The sequence below is a fragment of the Acinetobacter sp. YH12236 genome (assembly GCF_013417645.1).
In the GTDB taxonomy this organism is placed as follows: Bacteria; Pseudomonadota; Gammaproteobacteria; order Pseudomonadales; family Moraxellaceae; genus Acinetobacter.
On the sequence record NZ_VPDM01000040.1, the window covers coordinates 1 to 23,446 of the forward strand.

Annotated in this window: 23 protein-coding genes; 15 read left to right on the forward strand and 8 right to left on the reverse strand. The window is 41.5% G+C overall.

The features are described 5' to 3' along the window. The first annotated feature begins 146 nt into the window (after positions 1-146). From FTV14_RS13815 to gltS, 3 genes are all read left to right on the forward strand, one after another. Positions 147-1,826, forward strand: a complete 1,680-nt coding sequence (locus FTV14_RS13815) for an ATP-dependent endonuclease (protein WP_180054046.1) — start codon at positions 147-149, stop codon at positions 1,824-1,826. Between the two features lie 80 nt (positions 1,827-1,906). Further along, on the forward strand, positions 1,907-2,128 hold the full coding sequence (locus FTV14_RS13820) for a hypothetical protein (protein WP_180054047.1): 222 nt from the start codon (positions 1,907-1,909) through the stop codon (positions 2,126-2,128). Positions 2,129-2,252: 124 nt separating this feature from the next. Continuing rightward, complete coding sequence (gene gltS / locus FTV14_RS13825; RefSeq protein WP_180054048.1) at positions 2,253-3,476, forward strand: sodium/glutamate symporter; 1,224 nt, start codon at positions 2,253-2,255, stop codon at positions 3,474-3,476. Positions 3,477-3,628: 152 nt separating this feature from the next. On the opposite strand, the gene FTV14_RS13830 is transcribed toward gltS, so the two are convergent. Further along, entirely contained in the window at positions 3,629-4,495 is an 867-nt protein-coding gene (locus FTV14_RS13830) for an alpha/beta fold hydrolase (RefSeq protein WP_180054049.1), read from the reverse strand. A gap of 116 nt (positions 4,496-4,611) precedes the next feature. Here FTV14_RS13830 and FTV14_RS13835 point away from each other — a divergent pair, with 116 nt between their 5' ends. After that, the gene (locus tag FTV14_RS13835) at positions 4,612-5,070 is read left to right on the forward strand and encodes a hypothetical protein (RefSeq protein ID WP_180054050.1); all 459 of its coding nucleotides are present in this window, start codon (positions 4,612-4,614) and stop codon (positions 5,068-5,070) included. A 102-nt stretch (positions 5,071-5,172) separates the two neighbouring features. On the opposite strand, the gene FTV14_RS13840 is transcribed toward FTV14_RS13835, so the two are convergent. Together FTV14_RS13840 and brnQ are read right to left on the reverse strand one after the other, a co-directional pair. Then, on the reverse strand, positions 5,173-5,388 hold the full coding sequence (locus FTV14_RS13840; RefSeq protein WP_004783783.1) for a hypothetical protein: 216 nt from the start codon (positions 5,386-5,388) through the stop codon (positions 5,173-5,175). 590 nt (positions 5,389-5,978) lie between these two features. Then, complete coding sequence (gene brnQ / locus FTV14_RS13845) at positions 5,979-7,265, reverse strand: branched-chain amino acid transport system II carrier protein (protein WP_159123164.1); 1,287 nt, start codon at positions 7,263-7,265, stop codon at positions 5,979-5,981. A 352-nt stretch (positions 7,266-7,617) separates the two neighbouring features. Here brnQ and map point away from each other — a divergent pair, with 352 nt between their 5' ends. Further along, positions 7,618-8,412, forward strand: coding sequence for a type I methionyl aminopeptidase (gene map, locus FTV14_RS13850; protein WP_180054051.1), 795 nt, complete (start codon positions 7,618-7,620; stop codon positions 8,410-8,412). Between the two features lie 294 nt (positions 8,413-8,706). On the opposite strand, the gene FTV14_RS13855 is transcribed toward map, so the two are convergent. From FTV14_RS13855 to FTV14_RS13870, 4 genes are all read right to left on the reverse strand, one after another. Then, on the reverse strand, positions 8,707-9,606 hold the full coding sequence (locus FTV14_RS13855; protein WP_166134896.1) for a LysR substrate-binding domain-containing protein: 900 nt from the start codon (positions 9,604-9,606) through the stop codon (positions 8,707-8,709). Positions 9,607-9,693: 87 nt separating this feature from the next. Beyond that, entirely contained in the window at positions 9,694-10,398 is a 705-nt protein-coding gene (locus tag FTV14_RS13860; protein ID WP_159123161.1) for an NAD-dependent deacylase, read from the reverse strand. Positions 10,399-10,417: 19 nt separating this feature from the next. After that, positions 10,418-11,350 (reverse strand): alpha/beta fold hydrolase, encoded by a 933-nt coding sequence (locus tag FTV14_RS13865; RefSeq protein WP_180054052.1) that lies wholly within the window; start codon positions 11,348-11,350, stop codon positions 10,418-10,420. 14 nt (positions 11,351-11,364) lie between these two features. Continuing rightward, positions 11,365-11,913, reverse strand: coding sequence for a PadR family transcriptional regulator (locus tag FTV14_RS13870; RefSeq protein WP_125279125.1), 549 nt, complete (start codon positions 11,911-11,913; stop codon positions 11,365-11,367). A 166-nt stretch (positions 11,914-12,079) separates the two neighbouring features. On the opposite strand from FTV14_RS13870, the gene FTV14_RS13875 reads away from it, so the two are divergent. The 3 genes from FTV14_RS13875 to FTV14_RS13885 all read left to right on the forward strand — a co-directional run bounded on the left by FTV14_RS13875 (position 12,080) and on the right by FTV14_RS13885 (position 15,873). Further along, on the forward strand, positions 12,080-14,104 hold the full coding sequence (locus FTV14_RS13875; RefSeq protein WP_179993003.1) for an NADPH-dependent 2,4-dienoyl-CoA reductase: 2,025 nt from the start codon (positions 12,080-12,082) through the stop codon (positions 14,102-14,104). Between the two features lie 182 nt (positions 14,105-14,286). Then, the gene (locus FTV14_RS13880) at positions 14,287-14,697 is read left to right on the forward strand and encodes a nuclear transport factor 2 family protein (RefSeq protein ID WP_179993002.1); all 411 of its coding nucleotides are present in this window, start codon (positions 14,287-14,289) and stop codon (positions 14,695-14,697) included. Between the two features lie 69 nt (positions 14,698-14,766). Beyond that, positions 14,767-15,873, forward strand: coding sequence for a YheT family hydrolase (locus FTV14_RS13885; protein ID WP_180054053.1), 1,107 nt, complete (start codon positions 14,767-14,769; stop codon positions 15,871-15,873). Between the two features lie 61 nt (positions 15,874-15,934). On the opposite strand, the gene FTV14_RS13890 is transcribed toward FTV14_RS13885, so the two are convergent. Then, positions 15,935-16,390, reverse strand: a complete 456-nt coding sequence (locus FTV14_RS13890) for a hypothetical protein (protein WP_218948200.1) — start codon at positions 16,388-16,390, stop codon at positions 15,935-15,937. Between the two features lie 228 nt (positions 16,391-16,618). Between FTV14_RS13890 and FTV14_RS13895 the strand changes: the two genes are divergently transcribed. The 7 genes from FTV14_RS13895 to FTV14_RS16100 all read left to right on the forward strand — a co-directional run bounded on the left by FTV14_RS13895 (position 16,619) and on the right by FTV14_RS16100 (position 23,298). Then, positions 16,619-18,259 carry a CTP synthase gene (locus FTV14_RS13895; protein WP_180054055.1) on the forward strand — a complete coding sequence of 547 codons (1,641 nt, stop codon included), beginning with the start codon at positions 16,619-16,621 and terminating at the stop codon, positions 18,257-18,259. 31 nt (positions 18,260-18,290) lie between these two features. Continuing rightward, positions 18,291-19,148, forward strand: a complete 858-nt coding sequence (gene kdsA, locus FTV14_RS13900; RefSeq protein WP_004783756.1) for a 3-deoxy-8-phosphooctulonate synthase — start codon at positions 18,291-18,293, stop codon at positions 19,146-19,148. Between the two features lie 44 nt (positions 19,149-19,192). Continuing rightward, a complete protein-coding gene (eno, locus tag FTV14_RS13905; protein ID WP_034171067.1) occupies positions 19,193-20,482 on the forward strand; it encodes a phosphopyruvate hydratase in 1,290 nt (429 codons plus the stop codon). A 7-nt stretch (positions 20,483-20,489) separates the two neighbouring features. Continuing rightward, positions 20,490-20,879: a septum formation initiator family protein gene (locus FTV14_RS13910; protein WP_004783752.1), complete on the forward strand. Its 390-nt coding sequence runs from the start codon at positions 20,490-20,492 to the stop codon at positions 20,877-20,879. Next, a complete protein-coding gene (gene ispD / locus FTV14_RS13915; RefSeq protein WP_180054056.1) occupies positions 20,848-21,561 on the forward strand; it encodes a 2-C-methyl-D-erythritol 4-phosphate cytidylyltransferase in 714 nt (237 codons plus the stop codon). Before FTV14_RS13910 ends, ispD begins: the two co-directional genes overlap by 32 nt. A 100-nt stretch (positions 21,562-21,661) precedes the next feature. Continuing rightward, a complete protein-coding gene (rodA, locus tag FTV14_RS13920) occupies positions 21,662-22,801 on the forward strand; it encodes a rod shape-determining protein RodA (protein ID WP_125279132.1) in 1,140 nt (379 codons plus the stop codon). Positions 22,802-22,938: 137 nt separating this feature from the next. Then, positions 22,939-23,298 carry a hypothetical protein gene (locus tag FTV14_RS16100; protein ID WP_227607366.1) on the forward strand — a complete coding sequence of 120 codons (360 nt, stop codon included), beginning with the start codon at positions 22,939-22,941 and terminating at the stop codon, positions 23,296-23,298. The last annotated feature ends 148 nt before the right edge of the window (positions 23,299-23,446 follow it).

Genomic DNA, 23,446 nt, shown 5'->3' on the forward strand with positions numbered 1-23,446 from the left:
TGAAGGTAAAGAATGTTGAAGGGTGCAATCTAAATTTTCAGATAAAGTCATAAAAAAATGAGCGTATTTACATACACTCATTTTTACTACATTTTACTAATATTTGCTTAACTGACTGGCATTACCACTTAGGTGGGGCTTTTTTTATGAAACTAACAAAATTTTCTATAAAAAATTTTAGAAGTATTACAGATGCTAGCGAAATTAATTTAAATGCTTATTCAGTATTAGTAGGACGTAATAATGAGGGTAAAACAACAGTATTATTAGGTTTGAAAATGGCGATGGATGCGCTGCGAAGACATAGCCGTGGGCAATCTAGAATTTTTATAGGAAGAGAAAATAGATATGATTGGGAACGTGATTTTCCAATATCTCTTCAAAATAAAGCTCGAATCAAAAAAGAAACTGTGTTTAGACTTTATTTTTTACTTGATGATGCAGAACAATTAGAGTTTAAAAGAGAAATAAAAAGTAGTAGTAATGGTGATCTATGTATAGAAATCATTTTTGACAATAAAAATGAGCCAAAATTTATTGTTCCTAAACGGGGAAGTACAGCATTAACAAAAAAATCTGAAAATATATCCAAATATATTGCTGAAAGGATACAGTTTACTTATATACCAGCAGTTAGAACAGAGCAGGCTGCCATATCAGCAATAAATGAGATGATAGTCGAAGAGCTTTCTAAATTAGAAAATGAAAAAGCTTATAGAGAAGCTTTTGAGGTAATTCTTAGTTTACAAGAACCTGTTTTAAACAGGCTTTCGCAAACGATCGAAACTTCATTGCAAAAATTTTTGCCTAATATTAAAGAAGTCAGCTTAGGTATATCAGTATACGAACGCAGAAGTAGATTAAGATCTGATTATCATATTGAAATTGATGATGGGAATAAAACTGATATTAAATTTAAAGGAGACGGGGTAAAAAGTTTAGCAGCTGTTGGTATGCTGAAAGATAGACAAAAAATTCATAATGGCGCTTCTATTATCGCAATTGAAGAACCAGAATCTCATTTGCATCCGTCAGCTATGCATACTTTAAAATATGCATTAGAAGAATTGTCGTTAGATAATCAGTTAATTATATCAACTCATAATCCTATTTTTGTTCATAAAGAAAGAATAACAAATAATATTTTAGTTTCGAGCAATAAGGTAAAAGTGGTTAGAAAAATAAAGGAAATCAGAGAGTGTTTAGGAGTTAGGACTTCAGATAATTTGATGAATGCAAATAAAATCATATTAGTTGAGGGTGAAAGTGACAAAAAAATAATCAGTAAATTACTACATGAAAAGAGTCCTAGAATTTATAAGATGATTAAAGATGGAGACTTAACCATATTTTCATTAGATGGAGCATCTAAGCTATCTTATTATTTGAAATTATTTGAGGATCAACTTTGCTCATGTTTTGTTATTCTTGATAGTGATAGAGAAGCTAAATTTCAGGTAACAAAACATTTGGAGTCAAAAGAGTTAGACCAAAAATCTTACTGTCATCTAATCGCTAAGGGGTTAATAGAGTCAGAAATTGAAAACTTAATAAAGTTAGATTTTTATAAAGATATTATTTATCGAAAATTTGGTATAGATATTAGCTCTACTGATTTCACTAAAAAAAGAAATAAATGGAGCGATTCCTTAACAGAAGTACTAAATAATTTAGGTAAAAATATTACTCTAATTGATTTAGATGATATGAAAAAAAGTATCGCTGAAAAAGTCGAGAAAGAGGGTATTTATGAAAATATTTATCCACATAATGTAGAACTTATTAATGTATTGGTTGCGCAGATTGAAAACTATTTTATTAAATAATCTTTTTATTTAAGTGATTATCTTTTATATGAGGAGGAATATAGCGTTAAATTTTATTATTTTAAAAGGTTGATTTATAAATGCCTAAACAATCCCGATTCCTCTGTATTGGTGGTTTCCATAACGGAACTCAAGTCAAAAACCAAGGCGACAGTTTTATCTGTGTCGAAAATGGTAAACAGGTAACTTACCATAAAAAGGTAATCTTCCATCAAGATGCTTGGGATCATGATTACTATGTCTGTGAAACGATTACAGATCAGCAAGCGAAAAACTGGGTCTATGATATTCCATCGCATTAATGATACTCGTTTGGGTCATAAAGTAAACAATTACTAGAAACAATAACTTGCATAACATTTCTAAAATTGATTTTTCATACTGTTTTCCTAAAACTGTATGAAAATAAAGCCAATAGGGAATATTATGAATTATGAAATCGATGCCTTTGGCACCTTGGTGATTGCGGTATTTTTTCTTTTTATTGGGCGGTATCTTGTTAGTAAAATTGGCTTCTTTAGAAACTATAACTTACCTGAACCCGTGATCGGCGGCCTAATCGCAGCAATTACAGCTTTTATTCTCTATAAATTTTTTAATATCAGTGCCACATTTGACTCAGAAATCCAAACCATTCTGATGCTGATGTTCTTTACCTCTGTGGGTTTAAGTGCAGACTTTACCAAGCTCAAAGAAGGCGGGAAATCACTGCTGATCTTTCTGGTCTGTGTCATTCTATTCGTAGTTGTACAAAATGCGGTGGGTATGAGCTTAGCTACAGCACTTGGGCTTGATCCATTGATTGGTCTGATTGTTGGTTCTGTTACCTTAACAGGGGGTCATGGTACTGCCGGTGCTTGGGGTGAAGTGCTTGAAACTCAATATGGAATCCAGGGGGCGATTGTACTTGGTATGGCTAGTGCTACATTTGGTTTGATTATTGGTGGACTGGTAGGTGGTCCGGTTGCCAAATTCCTGATTAAACGCAATCAATTGGCGGAAACAGTAGCGCAAGAGACCAATGAACAACAACTTGACACTAGCATCAACACCGCACCCTTTGAATATCCAAAGAAGACCCGACTGATCACAGCCAGTAATGCGGTATCAACTTTGGGGATGTTTGCCTTATGTATTTTTGTCGCCAATCAGATGACAGAAATCAGTCAGGGAAGATGGTTTGAACTGCCAACCTTTGTCTGGGCCTTAGGGACAGGGGTGATTGTACGTAACTTTCTGGAGCATATACTGAAAGTTGATATTTTCGACCGTGCCATTGATGTATTTGGCAACGCGTCATTGTCCCTGTATTTATCTATGGCTTTACTGTCACTGCAACTCTGGTTGCTGGCCGATTTGGCAGGCCCGCTCATTACCATTTTGTTTGCGCAGACAGCGGTACTGATTTTATTTACCGCAATTGTGACCTTTAGAATCATGGGAAAAAATTACGATGCAGCCGTACTGGTAGCAGGGCATTGTGGTTTTGGTATGGGAGCAACTCCAACTGCGATTGCCAATATTCAGGCGGTCACCAATAGTTATGGTCCATCACATAAAGCATTTTTGATCGTACCGCTGTGTGGTGCATTTTTTATTGATATTGTGAATGCTGTGGTGATTCAGAGCATCATTGTATTTTTCGGTTAAATTTTAATACGACTTTAAAATCATATAGACATGAAAAAGCCCCATGGTTAGGGGCTAGTCGTATGCACATCTAGGGCACATACTGTAAGAGGCTCATCTCATACTGAGCGTATTAAAGCACATTAACCTATCAATAGCCATTTAAATCATCTTTAGGCAGATAACTGTTGCTCAATCACTGGCCATAAGTTTTGATGAGATTTCTTGAACATCAGCATGTGACCAATCCCTTTATGACCATATTCTTGGGGTTTTAGCTCAATCATTTCTGTGGCTGCTTTTGGATATAAGCGCAGCAAGTCTTTGACATTCGCTTGAGTGGCGATTTCATCATCCGAAGCCCAGATTGATGTAATCGGGCAGGTGATCTGGGCATGATAGTCATGTGCTGGTGCGATCTTTTTACCAATCGCATTGATGACATAACCCGGTCTACTACAAAATTCTGCCCATTCACGTGCCACATCTTTTGGCAGGTTTTCACCCATTCCAATGGCTTGGGTTGGGCCATAGCCTTTGGTGATACGTGCCAATGGAAAAATGATATTGAACATCACTGGCGCTAGTAATTTAGTGCGACCCCTTAAACCTTTAACATGACCAGTCGATCCGGCAATTGCCACGACTTTTTCCACTTTGGCATAGTTTGGGACAATACCCAGAAGCTGTCCACCAGCACTATGACCGAGTAAGATGACCTTTGCTGCCTGAGTTTTAGCTAATAGCGCATCAATTGCAGCCGGAATGTCCAGTTGTCCCCATTGCACAATACTGGCTTTAGACTGCTTAACCGAACCTTTTAAAGATTCCCCAATACCTCGAAAATCAAATACCAGCACTGCATAACCCTGAGCTTGCAGCCAGCAGCTAAAACTATGATAAAACTGTTTGGTAATGCCAGTCGCAGGGCAGATTAATATAGGAGATTTCTTGCATTCAGCATCAGTAGCTGGATAAAAACGTGTACTTAATTGATAGCCATCCTGGCACTTTAGAGTCAATGTTTCGAATTCAGACATGGGCTACACTATATTTTTGAATCAGAATGAATGCTTAAATTTACCTGACTTCTTCAAAGAAACTTGTTAAAACAATGACTAAAAAGTCAGTACGATGATAAAAACGGAATGAAAATATGCAGGGAATCGAACTTGATCTGGCAGTAAAGATCGCGATTATTTTTAGTGGAATATTCTTATGGATGGGGATGTTAACCGGGGTATGGAAATATTGGCAAATCCGCCAGTCTGTCAATTCACGGGCGCATTATTATGTGGATATTGCGCATCGCAGCAGTCTGCTTTATGCCCCTGCGACATTGATTCTGGCGGTATTGGCTTATTATTCAGCACTATCTTCGCAGATTAATTTGGTCTGTGTATTGATCAATGTTCTCTTTTTCAGTTTCTCGATTGGTGCGTATATCTTGCATGGGTTTTTGAAAGATACGACCAATCAGTTTAAGCGACCGCATCAACTGGGTAAATTTCAGTTGCCGGGCGTGCTTATGACTTTGGCAATGGTCGGTTTGATTATTGCAGAATTGGGAGGGACGGGCGTGCTTCTTTATGGGACGGCGATCGGATTATTTTAATTTTTAATGGTTGATTTTATTTTTTGAGCCTTTTGCTCAATTCTTTTCTGCCAGATGGATGACTGGCCAGATCATCCACTGGGGTATAAATTCATTAATAAATTATCGGTATTTCTGGTCAATCACAGCCCATAAGAAAAAGGCTGCCGACACAATCAAGGCATAACCGACGTACTCAAATTTTAAATTGCCTTGAATTAAACAATGCACAATCAAGGTCAGCATAAGCGCAACCGTGGTGCTCAAGAAAGTCACCAGATTGGTATTTGCCTTAAGAGCGTCAATGAAGACTTGCTTTTTGAAATGTACTGATAACATCTCCATCCCTCCCGTTTATTTGTATTATTGAAGAGTAAATCTTATTGATTTAGTCTGAATTGAATATACAGTTGTACTTCTTAATTTCAACCTTTGCAACTATTTAAGTGAACTTTAACAGTTAAAAAAGGCCTCCTTTAGTCGTATTACTGCACTAATCAATGATTGCATCTGAATCATCACCGTTAACATTTCAGCGAAGGCATTTCGACTGAAGTGTGCAAGTGACCAATCATTGCTACTAGAGAAAAGCAAATTCTACGCCAAAGATTTGTAGAGATAATCCAGAGAATGTAAGTCTATGTAGGATGATGAAGGTGAGTTGGTTTAATCAGGAAACAATATGTTTAAAAAACAGTAAAATAGAGAGTTGTATTGATCTTCTGCTAAAGAATGAAAATGGAAGTAAGAAAGAAGCTAATTAAAATAATTGATAAAAGTCTATAAAGCTTTTTAAAATACAATCTGGCTGTGATCATGATTAGAGGAGGTAAACAATAAATGCCGGTTTTGGTAAAACCTGACAGATATTGATCACGCTAAAACCGGATTTTGGGTAAAAATACGATTTTTATGACCTCTTAGAAAGATTAATTTCTGATGCGGTCAATCACAGCGGCAATGACAAGAACAATAAGAGATGGGATCAGCCATGCCATATTTTGTTCAGAAAGCGGTAAGTTCTGTAGCAATTCGGGTAATTCAAGGCCAGCAACTTTAAGGCCATCAAAAACACCGAAAATAAATGCAACCAGTGTAGTCGGTGCAACAACTTGAGCAGGCTTTTTAAAGAAATGACCGCAGAAGCTTAGCAGGATCACTGCAATCGCAGGCGGATAAATCGCGCTCAATACAGGCACAGACACGGCAATCAGTTTGGTCAAACCAAGATTTGAAATCACCAGCGAGAAGCCGACCAGTACAAAGACAAAGGCTTTATAAGGCAGTTTGGTAATAGAGGAGAAGTATTCAGCACATGCACAGGTTAAGCCAATCGCAGTCACCATGCAGGCAACAAAGATCATGGTGGCAAGGAAATAAGCACCCATATCACCAAAAGCATGTTGTACATAGGCATGCAGAATAATCGCACCATTGGCAGCATTAGGGGCAACATCATGACTACCTAAGCCTAGTTTAAACAGGCTGAGATACACCAGCGTCAAACCGATACCAGAAATAATCGCTGCATTGACTGCATATTTGGTAATCAGCTTGCGATCCGTTACGCCACGAGAAGTAATCGCACGCACAATCACAATACCAAAGACCAATGCACCTAAGGTATCCATGGTCAGATAACCATTAACGATGCCTTCAGTGACCGGACTTGTTACATAGTTACCCACTGCAGCAGGTGGTTTGCCGGCAGGAATCAATACTGCAGCACCGCCTAAAATAATCAATGCGATAATTTTTACTGGAGACAGGAAGTATCCAACTGTATCCAGAATCTTATTTGGATAAAGGGAAACCAGAGTCACTACAGCAAAATAGATCACACTATAGATCAGCAGGTTGCTAGGTGCATTGCCAAAGTATGAAGAGAAGCCGATTTCATAAGAAACGGTTGCGGTACGTGGTGTCGCGAATAAAGGCCCAACCGTCAGATAACACACGACAGTCAGTAAAAGACTGGCAGCTTTACCTAAAGGAGAACTTAAGATCTGAATTGAACCTTCAACACGTGACAATGCCACGATGGTGATGACAGGTAGGCCAACTGCCGTAATCAAGAAACCTAGGGCAGCTAACCATACATGCTCACCGGCTTGTTGAGCCACAATCGGTGGAAAGATAATGTTGCCTGCACCAATAAACAGTGCAAAGGTCATAAAACCTAAGGCCACAATATCTCTTGTACGGAGACTTGTCATAGAGGGAGAACAAATAAATAAAAGAAAGCGATTTTAGTGTATATATGATGATTTTTGGAGTTTAATTTAATGCCGAAAGCCTTGATTTTACTGATCTTGATGATCGGATAATATGAACTTTAAAAGCTTGGTAGAAATATATCTTTGATATTCAGTTGAAAAAAATATAATTTATTTTTAAATAAATAAATCATTTAGGCTCCATTTCATCATTTTAAGCTTATTGTTTGTATAAATAAGCAGCATTGAGATTCTCTAGAGCAAGTTTTAAGAATTGTCATGCAGAGCGAACAAATGCGCATCTTGTCTGAAAAAGGACTATAATTTCCTGATTCACCTTGAGGATAGATCCATGCGAGCTCCAGCGATTACTCTGAAAACCGAACAAGATATCGAAAAATTACGTATATCTGGGCGTTTGGCTGCACAGGTTTTGGAAATGATCGGGGAGCATGTCAAGCCGGGTGTCACGACTGAATATCTGGATGACATCTGTCATGATTTTATCGTCAATACGCTAAAAGTGACGCCTGCCAATATTGGCTATTATGGTTATACCAAAACCACCTGTATTTCACCGAATGAAGTGGTTTGTCATGGTATTCCATCTCCGAATACGGTCTTGCAAGATGGCGATATTATTAATATTGACGTTGCGATCATTAAAGACGGTTATTTTGGCGATACCAGTCGAATGTATTATGTCGGTACACCAACTCCTGAAGCCAAACGTCTGGTCGAAACCACTTATGAGGCCATGGTTGCCGGGATTCATGCCGTTAAACCGTGTGCAACCCTAGGCGATATTGGTTATGCAATCCAGTCTGTTGCACAGCGTGAAGGCTATACCATCGTGCGTGAATATTGTGGTCATGGGATTGGTAAAATTTATCACGAACAGCCAAACATTCTGCATTACGGACAACCAGGTCAGGGCATCAAACTGGTACCCGGTATGGTCTTTACCATTGAACCTATGGTCAACATGGGTAAAGCGCGTGTTAAAGAGTTGAAGGACGGCTGGACAGTCGTGACTGCAGATAAATCCTGGTCGGCTCAATGGGAACACATGGTAGTCGTGACTGAAACAGGTTTTGAACTGTTATCGCCGTGGCCAGAAGGCACTGGCGAATATCCGGAAATTTAAATTATTTTTCATGTTATGCATTGAAATACAGTAGCTTACATAAATTACAGCATACGTGTTATTAATGACAAAAGCCTACAAAATACTACATGAAGAAGTGGTTTAACCAGCCAAATTCTCTTAATCTATTTATAGTTAGTTGATATTTGCTTTGTTAGATGTCTGATTGCTGTATATTAGATTTGGCTTGGCGGTAGTAGTTTCCTTTCGTTCACTTCATGCTGTAGTGAATCGTTTTTATTAGCTCATTTTTCCCCAAGAATGAGCTATTTTTTTTGCCGGAAATATGTCTATTTATACAAGATGCAGATGCTCAACCAGATAATCAATAAATACTCTTACAGCTGGTAACAGACCACGACGGGAAGGATAAACCAGATGGAAAATTCCATGTGCCGTTTTCCAGTCTGAAAGTACCCGAACCAGTTCGCCCCGTTCTATATATTGCTGCACGACATTATCGGGCAATAAGGTAATACCACAGCCTGAAGCTGCCAGTTGTGCCAGCATATTCAGGTCTGATCCCATTACGGTCGGGTTGATCCGGATTTTCTTCTGTTGCTGCTGCTCATTCTGCAATATCAGGAACTGTTCAGTATGTTCCTCAGCCATGCTTAAAATTTTATGTTCAGAGAGCTGTTCAGGTGTTTTAAGATCGCCAAATTCATTTAAATAGCCCTGACTGGCAAACAGATGCTGTTCAATTTTTTCAAACTGACGAATTACCAGATTCGGATCATCATCCAGGCTGGTCCGTACCCGTAAGGCCAGATCAAAACCTTCATTAATAATGTCCACACGTCGATTGGTGATCATCATCTGGACTTTAATTTCAGGATATTTTTTCAGGAAATCCGGCAGGATTTTTGCCATTTCATTCTGGGCAATGGAGACGGGCAGGCTGATTTTAATGGTACCACGCGGTTCAGTACTGAGATGATCCACCAGATCATGGGCGGCCTGTGCTGCACTGAGCATCACTTGTGCATGTCGATAGATATTCATGCCAATATCAGTGACTGCAAAATGGCGAGAACTACGCTGAATCAGGCGGACACCAAGGCGTTCTTCCAGATTATAAACACGGCGGCTGAGCTTGGATTTGGGAATATCGGTGGCACGTTCGGCTGCACTAAAGCCGCCATGTTCAACGACCTGCGCAAAACAGTAAAAATCATCCAGATCAGTCAGCATCGTTTAATTCCATTCCTGCAACAATAGGCTGATTAAAAAATGATTGTTGCATACTGTCAACTATAGAATACGAATTTTGAATGATGACTAGATCTCGGACTCAAGTAATTTAAGTAAGGTCTTCATGCCTTCTGTGGCCGTCTGGGAAATCTTGTGGAACTGGGCGGGTAAATGCTGTTGATCTGCTTTGGGATCAATATAATAAGCTGTGCAGTGAGCTGTAATCTCATGGATTAAGCCAGCAACAGGATATACTTGCAGACTAGTTCCAATAACCACGAAAATGTCAGCATCCTGTACACAATCTTGTGCTTCTTCATAAGCAGGTACGGCTTCGCCAAACCAGACTACATGTGGACGTAGTGGATAGCCCTCCTTACAGAAGTGTTTAGTTAAATCTAATTCAGTCCCTTCAATCGGATAAAACTCGGTGGTGTACTGACAATTCGGGCCTGAGGTTTTGGCTAGGCGGATATTGCCATGCAGATGAATGACCTTGGAGCTTCCAGCACGTTCATGCAGATCATCAATATTTTGAGTAATCACATGGACATCAAAATCATCTTCAAGTTCGGCAATGAGTTGATGAGCTGCATTTGGCTGCGCTTCCAGAATGTTTTTACGTCGGGCATTATAAAAGCGTTGCACCAGTTCCGGATTTTTAGCCCAAGCTTCGGGTGTCGCCACTTCTTCTATACGATACTGTTCCCAAAGCCCATCACTATCACGGAAGGTGTTGATCCCACTTTCCGCACTCATGCCAGCACCTGAAAACACCACCAGTTTTTTCATGATTTCTTCTCCTGAATCTTTAGGCCGCTGAAGAACTGTATTGAGAATTTTCTTTTAGAAAGGTATCGAGCTCCCTGGCAAATTTGAGTGGTTCGGTCAGTAAGGGGGTATGGCCAGATTTCGTGAAAAATACCTGTTTAGCCTGAGGCAGGCTTTGGGCAATTAGGCGCTGACCTTCAACAGGATAGAGTTTGGACTGCACACCGCTAAAGAAAGTCACCGGACAAGTAAGCTTCGCCAGAGCTTCACGATAATCTTCCTGATGATATAAATAATTATTGATGTACCACGTCATATAATCCACCCGGCTAGAAGGCAGGAGCAGGCTTTGCAGACGAGGTTGGTTCAGGATGAACTTAAATACTTTCAAACTGGCTGGACGATCATTTTGTAGCTGGATAAAGCGCAGCCATAATGCTGCAATCTGCTGACGTACTGCAGTATCCAGATCCCGAATGAATTCAATATGCTGATGTTCTGCAAGTAGTGATGAAAGCTGCTGCAAAATTTCAATAAATTCCTGATGGCGTGGACCAAAAAGTCCAAATGCCCAGGCATCATCCACCGGAATCTTCGGTGTTTGATCAATATGCAAATAAGCTGCTATGTGTTTGGAAAAATCTCCATAGCACAAGCCATGCATGGTAGTGGTTGCGCCCATAGAGTAAGCAATTACAATGAATTGATCTAAATTGAGCTGCTGGATCACCGACTGAACATCAAGCCAGTGACTGGAAATCGCATCCAGGTCTTGCGGGATTTTGCAGTGACTAGACGCCCCAAAACCGCGCCATTCAGGAATGATAAAGCGGAAATTTTTCTGATGTGGATAGAGAAAAGCTGCCCATTGCCAGCTCAACATGCCCAGACCTGATAAGACTAGTACAGGTTGACCCTGACCGTATTCACGTACAAATAACTGTTCGCCATCTGCTATGGTATAGAAGGGCATGCATATCTCCGTATTTATAATTTTTCTACATCGAATTGTTTAAGTCTGGGAATAACCTGTTCCAGCCAGGCAATCCAGCCCAGTTCCTGATCAATACCCAGTTGCAGAATCATTTTATGAATATACAGGGTTCGGTCATTTTCGTCAGCTTGAGCAAAGTCTTTGGCGAAAATATGCTGATAGGTTTTAAGCTTTTCTTTATGTATTTCTAGATGGCGTTCCAGTTCAGGTAAGGTGTTGTTGCCGCCAAGCTGGGCTTCTGCACGCAGACGAACCATCAATTCTTCACGAAGCTGTGCAGGAGAACTATGCTCCAGCATCCAGTTAGCCAGTTCTTCCCGGCCGAGTCGTTCTACCTGATAGGTTTTTTTACGGCTATGAGAATCTTCCTCTTCTATGGTCGAAATCCAGCCTTTTTGCAGCATGGCATTCAATTCACGATAGATCTGCTGATGAGTGGCATTCCAGAAGAAACCCATGGAGCGGTCAAAACGGCGTGCTAGCTCAATGCCGGTACTCGGTTTCTCAATCAGGCTGGTGAGTAAAACATGTGATAAAGACATAAACGTCTCAAAAAAGTGACTCGGGATTATTATGCAACATGTTGCATAAAAATCAATTCTGCACTATAAATTAGTGCAACAAGTTGCATAAGGCTGATGCTTGATGGAAATAAATCAGTCAGCCTGAATAAAAATAGCCAGCACATCTGCACGCTAGGGAGTTGAAATGTCTAAATATCCAAATTTACTTGCCCCACTGGATCTGGGTTTTACCACGCTTAAAAACCGTGTCTTGATGGGCTCTATGCATGTGGGCTTAGAAGAAGCACCAGGTGGTTATAATCGGATGGCTGCCTTTTATGCAGAACGCGCCAAGGGTGGCGTAGCATTAATTGTGACAGGTGGTATCTCACCGAATGATCATGGCGTCACTTTTCAGGGCGGTTCCAAGCTCGACACGATTGAAGAAGCTGAAAAGCATAAAATCATTACTCAAGCCGTGCATGAGGCTGGCGGGAAAATTGCCATGCAGATCCTGCATACCGGCCGTTACTCTTATCAGGCGGAAAATGTCGCGCCGTCTCCAATTCAGGCACCGATTAATCCAGTCAAACCGCATGCTTTAAGCTCTGCTGAAGTGCAGCAAACCATTGATGACTTTGCCAACTGTGCCAGACTGGCTCAATACGCCGGTTATGACGGTGTCGAAATCATGGGTTCAGAAGGTTACCTGATCAATGAGTTCATCGCAGCGCGTACCAATCATCGTGATGATGAATGGGGTGGTAGTTATGAAAACCGTATCCGTTTCCCGATTGAAATTGTACGCCGTACCCGTGAAATGGTCGGTGAGAATTTTATTATTATCTATCGTCTTTCCATGCTGGATCTGGTTGAAGGCGGTTCAACTCTAGAAGAAGTAATCCAACTGGCCAAAGCCATTGAGAAAGCGGGCGCGACGATTATTAATACCGGTATTGGCTGGCATGAAGCGCGTATTCCGACCATTGCTACCAAAGTGCCACGTGCGGCCTTTACTTGGGTTACGCGCAAGCTAAAAGGTCAGGTGAGTATTCCTCTTATTACCTCTAACCGTATTAATACGCCGGAAATGGCAGAATATGTCCTGGCTACAGGCGATGCCGATATGGTGTCAATGGCACGTCCAATGCTGGCAGACTCTGAGTTTGTCTTAAAAGCAGAACAGGGCCGTAGTGATGAAATTAATACCTGTATCGGTTGTAATCAGGCTTGTCTGGATCATATTTTCTCGATGAAAATTGCTACCTGTCTGGTGAATCCACGCGCGTGTTATGAAACTGAACTGATCTTTAAAGAAACCAATGTAGCGAAAAATATTGCAGTGATTGGTGCAGGACCAGCGGGTTTAAGCTTTGCCATCTATGCAGCAGGTCGTGGTCATCATGTAACAGTATTTGAAGCTTCAGCGCAGATTGGTGGGCAATTTAATATCGCGAAGACCATTCCAGGTAAGGAAGAGTTTTATGAAACCTTACGTTATTTCAAACGTCAGATTGAGTTGCAACCACGTATTCAATTGAAATTAAATTGCACCGCGACCTTTGATCAGCTGATTTCAGCCGAATTTGATGACATTGTGGTTGCCACTGGGGTGACACCGCGTCAGCTCGATATTCCTGGAATTGATCATCCTAAAGTGTTGTCTTATCTGGAGGTACTAAGAGAGCGTAAACCAGTCGGCCAGCGTGTAGCGATTATTGGTGCAGGGGGTATTGGCTTTGATACGGCTGAGATGCTCAGTCATGGGACCGAAAGTGGTAGCGTCAATCCGGAAAAATTCTATGATGAATGGGGAATCGATACTAACTATGAAAATGTCGGTGGACTCAAGACCGCCAATGTAGAACAGCCTGAACGTGAAATTTATTTATTGCAGCGTAAAGCAGCTTCTGTCGGTTCAAGTCTGGGTAAAACCACAGGCTGGATTCACCGTGCTGGCTTAAAGCATCGTAATGTCAAAATGATTGCTGGTGCAAGCTATGAAAAAATTGATGATCAAGGTCTGCATGTGATGGTAAATGATCAACCTGCAGTGTTAGACGTAGATAATGTCATTATCTGTGCTGGTCAGGAATCTTATACTGCCATGTTTGATGAACTGAAAGCTGCCGGTAAAAACGTGCATCTCATTGGTGGTGCGAAAGAAGCAGGTGAGCTGGATGCTAAACGTGCAATCCGTCAGGGTGCTGAATTGGCTGCGGTGATTTGATTGATAAAACTTAAAAGATGACAGTTTTTGCTTTCATGCGAAATTGTCATGAAAGAAAGTTGATTGTTCCCTCTCCTTTGTTAAAGGAGAGGGTTAGGGAGAGGATTCTATTCTGAAACACCAGAATCCCCCTAAATCCCCCTATTTGCAAAGAGGGACTTTACAACAAAAAGGAAATAATAATGACACTACAAACAACCCAAACTGCAATTATGCGTTGGCATGAAATGTTGGAAACACGTGACATGTCCATATTGAATGAACTCCTCGCGGACGATGTCGTATTCCGCTCACCCGTGGCTTTTCAGCCTTATCCCGGGAAACAGGTTGTATTTTTTATCTTGACCAATGTGGTTCAGGTCTTTGAAAACTTTACTTATCACCGCGAATTTCTTAGTGAAGATGGTAACAATGTTGTACTTGAGTTCTCCGCCAATGTCGGCGATAAGAAACTTAAGGGAATCGACATGATTCAGTTCAATGATGAAGGTCAGATCATTGATTTTGAAGTAATGATACGACCAAAATCTGGACTTGAAGCCTTAGCTATAGAAATGGGCCAGCGGATTCAGGCTTATCAGGCTAATACTTAATTTCCTAAAATTGATTCAAGTCGGCATGAAGTTTGTACATCACTGATAGAAAACTAGAGGGGAATACAGATGAAAATGTGGCTTAAAAAAATGAGTCAACTTTCAAGTGAATATCTGGACCGCTTTAGCGGAGCAGATCTTCCAACACTTTATTATAATCCGAATGGTTTATTTTCTGGTGTGATTGAACGTTTACCACTTTTAAAACAGAAATATCGTCCAACACCGTGGTTATCGAATGCGCATGCGCACATTCTATATCTGGACTTGATAAAAAAACGCACGATTAAGCTGCAATATGATGTGCTTGAGCAGCTGAATATGTCCGATGGCGGCATTACTGGCATTGCCTGGTATGGTTTAGATTTACCGCCAAGTACACCTACCATTGTGCTATTGCATACCATTACCGGCTCTCCGGAATCCATGCGGGAGCTGGTGCGTGACCTACATAAATATACAGGCTGGCGTGTTGCTCTGTGTTTGCGCCGTGGTCATGCTGACCTGCCAATGCCTGTGCCAAAAATGAACTTGTTTGGTTCAACCCAAGATCTGCGTGAACAGTTGCTCTATATTCAGGACAAGTTTCCTCAATCCGATCTCTATGGTGTGGGTTCCTCTGCGGGGACAGGACTGTTGGTTCGCTACTTGGGTGAAGAGGGCGAGCAAACCCCACTCAAAGCAGCCTTTGCTTTATGCCCAGGCTATAACACTGAAACCGGTTTTGCCTATGTACATCCGTTTTATAGCAAAGTCATGGCTAAAAAACTGATCAAACGTTTTATCCATCCTTATCAGGAAACCTGGCAGATTTATCCTTCATGGAAGCAATTGCTTGAGGTGAAAGACTTGTCTGAATTTGAACAGCGCTACTATGAGCTGGCAGGCTTTTCAGATTATGAAAGTTATACCAAGGCCACCAATCCAATTTATGTCTTTGAAAATGTCAAAATTCCATTGATGATTTTGAATTCGGAAGATGACCCGGTCTGTCATATCCAGAATCTGGAACCGTATAAGGATGTCATTCGAGCCATGCCAAATATTGTGGTCGTCACCACTAAAAAAGGTAGCCATTGTGGCTTTTATCAGGGCTTAATGCAGACAGAATCATGGGCCACTCGTCTGATGGCAGATTATTTACTGCAACTTTCCGATACTCTAACGGCAGCTTGAAAGAGATTTTTAAACCATAAAAAACCCAGCATAAGCTGGGTTTTTTTGATGAAGGATTATATTAGTTTTCAAGTGCTGGCATAGCAGCAGCAATTGCATCTGCAACTGCATCATCTTCAGACTTATTTGCAGAAGATGAGTTGTTTTTAGGAGCGGCTGGTGTTGCTGCAGGTTTTGCAGGCTGCTCAGTGCTTGAATTTGTTTCAGCTGCAGGCGCAGACTCTGATTGAGCAGGTTCCGGTTTTTTAACTTCACGGCGAATTTCAGTCGTAGTATTCGCAGTTTGTTCGCGCTGGATTTCAACAGTCGGTGCTGCTGGTGCTTCTTCAACCGGTTCAACTGGTGTTGATTCTAATGGTTCAACAGGCTCAAGTTGTACAGGTTCCGAAGCAACCACTTCAGATGCTGGAGTAACTTCGGTTTGTTCTTCTTCTTTTGGAGCTTCTTTTTTTACACAACCAGTCAGTGTAAGGCCAGTCAGGATCAGGGTACAGATTAAAAGTTTCTTCATCATCATTGCATCAAACAGAATAGTGTAGGGTGTGAATGTTCCTATTATAGCAGCAAAATCCAATATATAAATCATATGAACTTACTGTAATTTTTTTCAGGAATTGCTGTTAGAATAGTCAATTGTTTATTGTTCTTTGATTTGATGCGGATTGACTTTGCTTTATTGGTACAAGGTAAAGTAAAATTGCGCAACATTGCAGGCCGATTTAGGCTCGATTGTACGAGAAACCCAATGACCCATTTTATTTTCGTGACTGGTGGTGTTGTTTCATCACTAGGTAAAGGTATTTCAGCTGCTTCTGTTGCTGCACTTTTAGAAGCCCGTGGTTTAAAAGTGACCATGGTAAAAATGGATCCATACATTAATGTCGATCCAGGGACTATGAGCCCATTCCAGCACGGTGAAGTTTTTGTTACAGAAGACGGTGCTGAAACAGACTTAGACTTGGGTTACTACGAACGTTTCTTGCGTCGTGCGAAAATGACCAAACTGAATAACTTTACATCAGGCCGTGTTTACCAGGATGTTCTGAATAAAGAACGCCGTGGTGACTACCTGGGTGGTACTGTACAAGTTATTCCACACATTACTGACAACATCAAAGAACGTGTACTTCGCGCTGGCGAAGGTTATGACGTTGCGATCGTTGAGATCGGCGGTACTGTAGGTGACATTGAATCTCTCCCATTCATGGAATCTGTACGTCAGTTAATGGTTGAACTTGGTCATAAACGTACGATGCTGATGCACTTAACGTTACTCCCATACATTAAGTCTGCAGCAGAATTAAAAACTAAACCAACTCAACACTCAGTAAAAGAACTTCTGTCTATTGGTATTCAACCAGACATTTTGATCTGCCGTACTGAACATGATGTTGATGCAGATACGACGCGTAAAATTGCCTTGTTCACTAACGTAGAAGCGCGTGCAGTAGTCGTGTGTAAAGATGCACGTACGATCTACCAGATTCCACGTACTTTCTATGAACAGAACGTTGATGATCTCATCTGTGAACGTTTCGGCTATGACAATCTTCCAGAAGCAGACCTGTCTGACTGGGATAATGTGGTAGAAGCTTTACTGAACCCTGAATACACCGTTCGTGTGGCAATGGTTGGTAAATATGTTGAACTTCCAGATGCCTATAAGTCTGTGAACGAAGCACTTTTACATGCCGGTATTCAAAACCGCGTGAAAGTTCAGATCGACTATGTCAATGCTGAAGAGCTTGAAAGCCAAGATGTCAATGAAGTATTGAAAGATGCGGATGCAATCTTGGTTCCAGGTGGTTTCGGTGAACGTGGTACTGAAGGCAAAATGAAAGCAATTCGTTTTGCACGTGAAAACGGTGTTCCATTCCTGGGCATCTGTTTAGGTATGCAGCTTGCAGTGATCGAATATGCACGTAATGTGGCGGGTATCACTGATGCGACTTCAACAGAATTCAACCGTTCAACCAAATCTCCATTGATTGGTCTGATCACTGAATGGTTAGATGAGCGCGGTGAAGTTCAACAGCGTTCAGTAGATTCTGACCTTGGCGGTACTATGCGTCTCGGTGCACAGAAGTCTGAACTGGTACCGGGTACCAAGACTGCTGAAGTGTATGGTGCGGATGAAATTATCGAACGTCACCGTCACCGTTACGAGATGAACAACCGTTATATCCCAGTGCTGGAAGAAAAAGGCATGAAGATTTCTGGTTATTCTCCAGTGCAACACCTGGTAGAAACTGTTGAAATTCCTGCACATCCTTGGTTTATTGCAGTACAATTCCACCCGGAATTTACCAGCTCGCCACGTGATGGACATCCATTATTTGCCGGTTTCATTGATGCTGCGAAAAAACAGTACCAAAAAACTAAATAATGCGAGTTTAAGACACAACTAGGAAGTTTAAATGTCACAATTAAAACCACAAGAAATTGTACGTTTAGGCGATATACAAATGGCAAACCACTTGCCATTTGTACTATTCGGCGGCATGAACGTACTTGAGTCGAAAGACCTGGCTTTTGAAATTGCAGAGACTTATGTTGATATCTGCAAACGTTTAGATATTCCATATGTCTTTAAAGCAAGTTTTGACAAAGCCAACCGTTCAAGCCTGAACTCATTCCGTGGGCCTGGCCTGGAAAAAGGAATCGAGTGGTTAGCCGACATTAAAAAACATTTTAATGTGCCAATTATCACTGATGTACATGAGCCGTATCAGGCTGCTCCTGTGGCAGAAGTTGCTGACATTATCCAGCTACCTGCATTCTTAAGTCGTCAGACTGACCTGGTTGAAGCGATGGCAAAAACTGATGCCATTATCAACATCAAGAAAGCCCAGTTCCTTGCTCCGCACGAAATGCGCCACATTTTGCATAAGTGTCTGGAAGCAGGGAATGACAAGCTGATTCTTTGTGAGCGTGGTTCTGCTTTTGGTTACAACAATCTGGTTGTAGACATGCTGGGCTTCGACATCATGAAAGAAATGAACGTGCCAGTATTCTTTGATGTAACACATGCATTACAAACTCCAGGCGGTCGTGCTGACTCTGCCGGTGGTCGTCGTGCGCAGATTACTACACTGGCGCGTGCCGGTATGGCAACAGGTCTTGCAGGTTTGTTCCTGGAAGCTCATCCAAATCCGGATGTGGCAAAATGTGATGGTCCTTGTGCCTTGCGTTTATCTCAACTAGAACCATTCCTGGCTCAATTAAAAGAGCTGGATACTCTAGTGAAAGGATTTGAAAAATTAGATACCCATTGATGCAGTTTTAAGCATCCTGTTATTAATCAACTGAGGAATTGTTCATGAGCCAAATCGTTGACATTCGTGCACGTGAAATTTTGGACTCTCGTGGTAACCCAACCATCGAAGCAGACGTTATCCTGGCATCTGGCGTAGTTGGCCGTGCATGTGCACCATCTGGTGCTTCAACTGGTTCTCGTGAAGCTTTAGAACTTCGTGATGGCGATAAAGCACGTTACCTAGGTAAAGGTGTTAAAACTGCGGTTAACAACGTAAACACTCTGATTCGTGATGCGTTAGTGGGTAAATCAGTATTCGAACAAAAAGACATCGATAATACGATGATCGCTTTAGACGGTACTGAAAACAAAGAAAAATTAGGTGCAAACGCAACTTTGGCAGTATCTCTTGCTGCTGCGCGTGCTGCTGCTGAAGAAAAGAAAACGCCGCTTTACCAATATATCGCAGATCTTCGTGGTCAAAAGATTTTGACTATGCCTGTTCCAATGATGAACATCCTGAACGGTGGTGCTCACGCAGACAACACTGTTGATATTCAGGAATTCATGATTGAGCCTGTAGGTTTCACTTCATTCTCTGAAGCGTTACGTGCTGGTGCTGAAATCTTCCATTCTTTAAAATCAGTTTTGAAGAAACAAGGTTTGAACACTGCAGTTGGTGATGAAGGTGGTTTTGCGCCAAACCTTCGTTCTAACGAAGAAGCTATTACTGTGATCCTGTCTGCAATCGAGCAAACTGGTTACAAGGCTGGTTCTGATATTATGCTTGCGCTTGACTGTGCATCTTCAGAATTCTACAAAGATGGTCAATATATCCTGGCTGGTGAAGGCAACAAATCGTTCACAAGCAACCAGTTTGCTGACTACCTTGCAGGTCTGGTAAATCAATACCCTATCATCTCGATTGAAGATGGTCTGGACGAATCTGACTGGGAAGGCTGGTCTTACCTGACTTCTATCCTTGGCGATAAAATCCAGTTGGTGGGTGATGACCTGTTCGTTACGAATCCTAAGATTCTTCAACGCGGTATCAACGAGAAAGTAGGTAACTCAATCCTGATCAAGTACAACCAGATCGGTACATTGACTGAAACTTTAGATGCAATCTACCTTGCGAAAGCAAATGGTTACTCTACTGTAATCTCTCACCGTTCAGGCGAAACTGAAGATTCTACTATTGCAGATCTTGCAGTAGGTACAGCAGCAGGTCAAATCAAGACTGGTTCACTTTGCCGTTCTGACCGTGTAGCGAAATATAACCAATTACTTCGTATCGAAGAATTGACTCAAGCTGCATATCGCGGTAAAGCTGAGTTCAAAGGTTTGAACTAAGCGACTTATGTCAATGTTAAATGTATTCGACTCCTTGATGAGTAAAGTACTGTTGGGCCTTGCGATCGTTTTGATCGCAGGGTTTCAATATTTATACTGGTTCGGTGAGGGTGGTTATAATGACCATCAGGCATTGACCCAGAAAATTCAGCAACAAGTAGAATTGAATGAAGAACTGAAAGAACGTAATCGCGTTCTGGCCGCAGAAGTTTATGATTTGAAGAATGGTATTGAAGCCATCGAAGAGCATGCCCGTCTCGATCTAGGTTTGATCAAGCCGCATGAAACCTTTGTGCAAATGAGCACTATTAGTACTCAATATAAACCGATTTATCTTAATCCGAATAAAGTAGACCTGAGAACCAATGAATCAGCTGATGTTCCAACAACACCATAGATTGTGGGTCATTTTACCAGCTGCAGGTTCCGGTAGCCGATTTTCCAAAACCGAACTTAAACAATACCAGATGATTCAGGAACGGACCGTTCTTGAACACACGGTTTCCCGTCTGAATCAATTGCCATTAGCAGGTTATGTCCTTGCGATTGGTGCACAGGATGATGTTGCCAAGACTCTGCCACTTTCTCATCTGGATAAAGCACATTTTTGCTTGGGCGGTGCAGAGCGCGTCAACTCTGTACTAAATGCCTTGGAATATTTATCTGAGATTGCTTCAGAAGAGGATTGGGTTTTGGTGCATGATGCAGCCCGTCCTTGTGTGAGTCAAAGCTCCCTGATTGATCTGGTCAATACAGCAATTCAAACTGATCAGGCTGCGATTCTGGCCATTCCGGTACGGGATACCTTAAAACGTGTCGTAAAGGATCATGGTATTGAAATGACAGTGGATCGTTCGACATTATGGCAGGCGCAAACACCACAAATGGCGAAACTTGGAACTTTGAAGCGTGCGATTCAGCAGGCACTCGCAGATGGTGCTACCATTACCGATGAAGCCAGTGCACTGGAACATATAGATGAACCCGTCCAAGTAGTACAGGGGCGTTCCGATAATATTAAAATTACCTATCCAGATGATCTGGAACTGGCGAAGTTGATTCTGGCTGTCCAGCGCTAAATATATTGCAATAAAAATGGAATAAATCGGTCAATGGCGATTTATTCCGGAGCACTTTAACTTATAATTTTGCCATCATGAATTTTCTACCCGTGGGCCAATGATCCCTTCACAGCAGTATCGTTTTTTGCGGCAGTCCGCACGCGATGGTCGTAGTATTAATCCCCAGAATGCCTCCCGATGGACCAAGTTGCACCTTGATCCATGGCTGCTTTGTTTCCTGATTTTAAATGCGATCTTGGGTCTGATGGTGGTTTACAGTGCCACCTCTGAAGATTCGGGGATGGTGATTCGCCAGGCGATCAGTTTTGGTGTGGGTTTTGTGGTAATGTTTATCTGTGCCCAAGTACCACCCAAGGTCTATCAGGCTGCCAGTCCATATTTTTATATGTTCGGTATCTTTATGCTGCTGCTGGTCTTTGTGATTGGTGAAAAGCGTCTGGGGGCAACCCGCTGGATTACGTTGCCGGGTGTGGGGAGTATGCAGCCGAGTGAGGTGATGAAGTTTGCCATGCCACTGATGATGGCCTGGTACTTTGCCCGTAAACCTTTCCCGCCAAAATTTCTAGATATTGTCGGCGCCTTGGTGATTTTAGGCGTACCTTTTGTACTGGTGGCATTACAACCCGATCTAAATATCGGTCTGGTGATTCCTGGAATCTTTGTACTGTTCTTAAGTGGCATGTCATGGCGTCTAATTGCTGGAGCCTTTGCTGCTTTGGCCGTTGCAGTGCCGCTACTGTGGATGTTCTTGTTGCAGGAATATCAAAAGAAACGGATTCTGACTTTATTCGATCCAGAATCGGATGCCTTGGGCGCAGGCTGGAACATTATCCAGTCCAAAATTGCCATCGGTTCGGGCGGGATTATGGGAAAAGGTTACTCACAAGGTACGCAGTCTCATCTAGGTTATTTACCTGAACATCATACCGACTTCATCATGTCGACTTATGCCGAAGAATTTGGTTTTATCGGGGTGTTTCTGCTATTCAGCCTGTTTACGGCCATTATTATTCGCTGTCTGATTATTGGCATGAATAGCTTTCATAACTTTGGCCGTTTGTATGCCGGTGCGATCGGACTGACTTTCTTTTTCTTCGTGTTTTTAAACTCAGGCATGGTCAGTGGGATTTTACCTGTAACGGGTGACCCTTTGCCATTGATGAGTTATGGTGGTACAGCCGTAATTTCCATGTTGGCAGGGATGGGTATTGTGATGTCAATTCATACTCATCGGTAGAAAATTCAATGAAGTAAGTTTTCAAAGCCGGACCAGTTCTGGCTTTTTTATTGCTCGTATTTATTAAAAGTAGCTTTATGCTATAAATATTCAATAACTTAGATAAATCGTATGTAATTTTTATTGTTGAGGGGAAAATGCATAAATTAATTATAGCCATTGGAATTTTGGGCTTATCTGTTTCAGCTTGGGCCAAACCACTGAGTCAGGCTGAATTTAAGGCGCAAACCAAACAAAAATATGATGAGTTAGAGCTAAAACTTGCCGTGTTGAACTCATCGGTAGACCGACGTGAGCATCCTGCACTTATGATTGCTAAAGCCTGTGAATATGCAACCGGTTTAAAGCAGTTAAAGTATCTATCAGAACAGAATCTGCATCTTGCGACAGCGCAGGATGAATTCCGGTTTGTGAGTACACTGGATAATCAGTTTACTCAATCCCTTCAGGATTTGGGAACTACCTATGAAACAGGCTGTGTTTCACAAAAGAAATAAAGAACAAAAAGCCCTCAAATGAGTAATGCCAGTCAGTTAAGAGATTGACTGGCATTTTTTTGGGTATTTCTGTGGTTTCCCTTTCACAACTCGTGGGTAGTTTCTACTTCTTTTTTTCGGTAAAACATACCTTTTAGATTTTTCCATT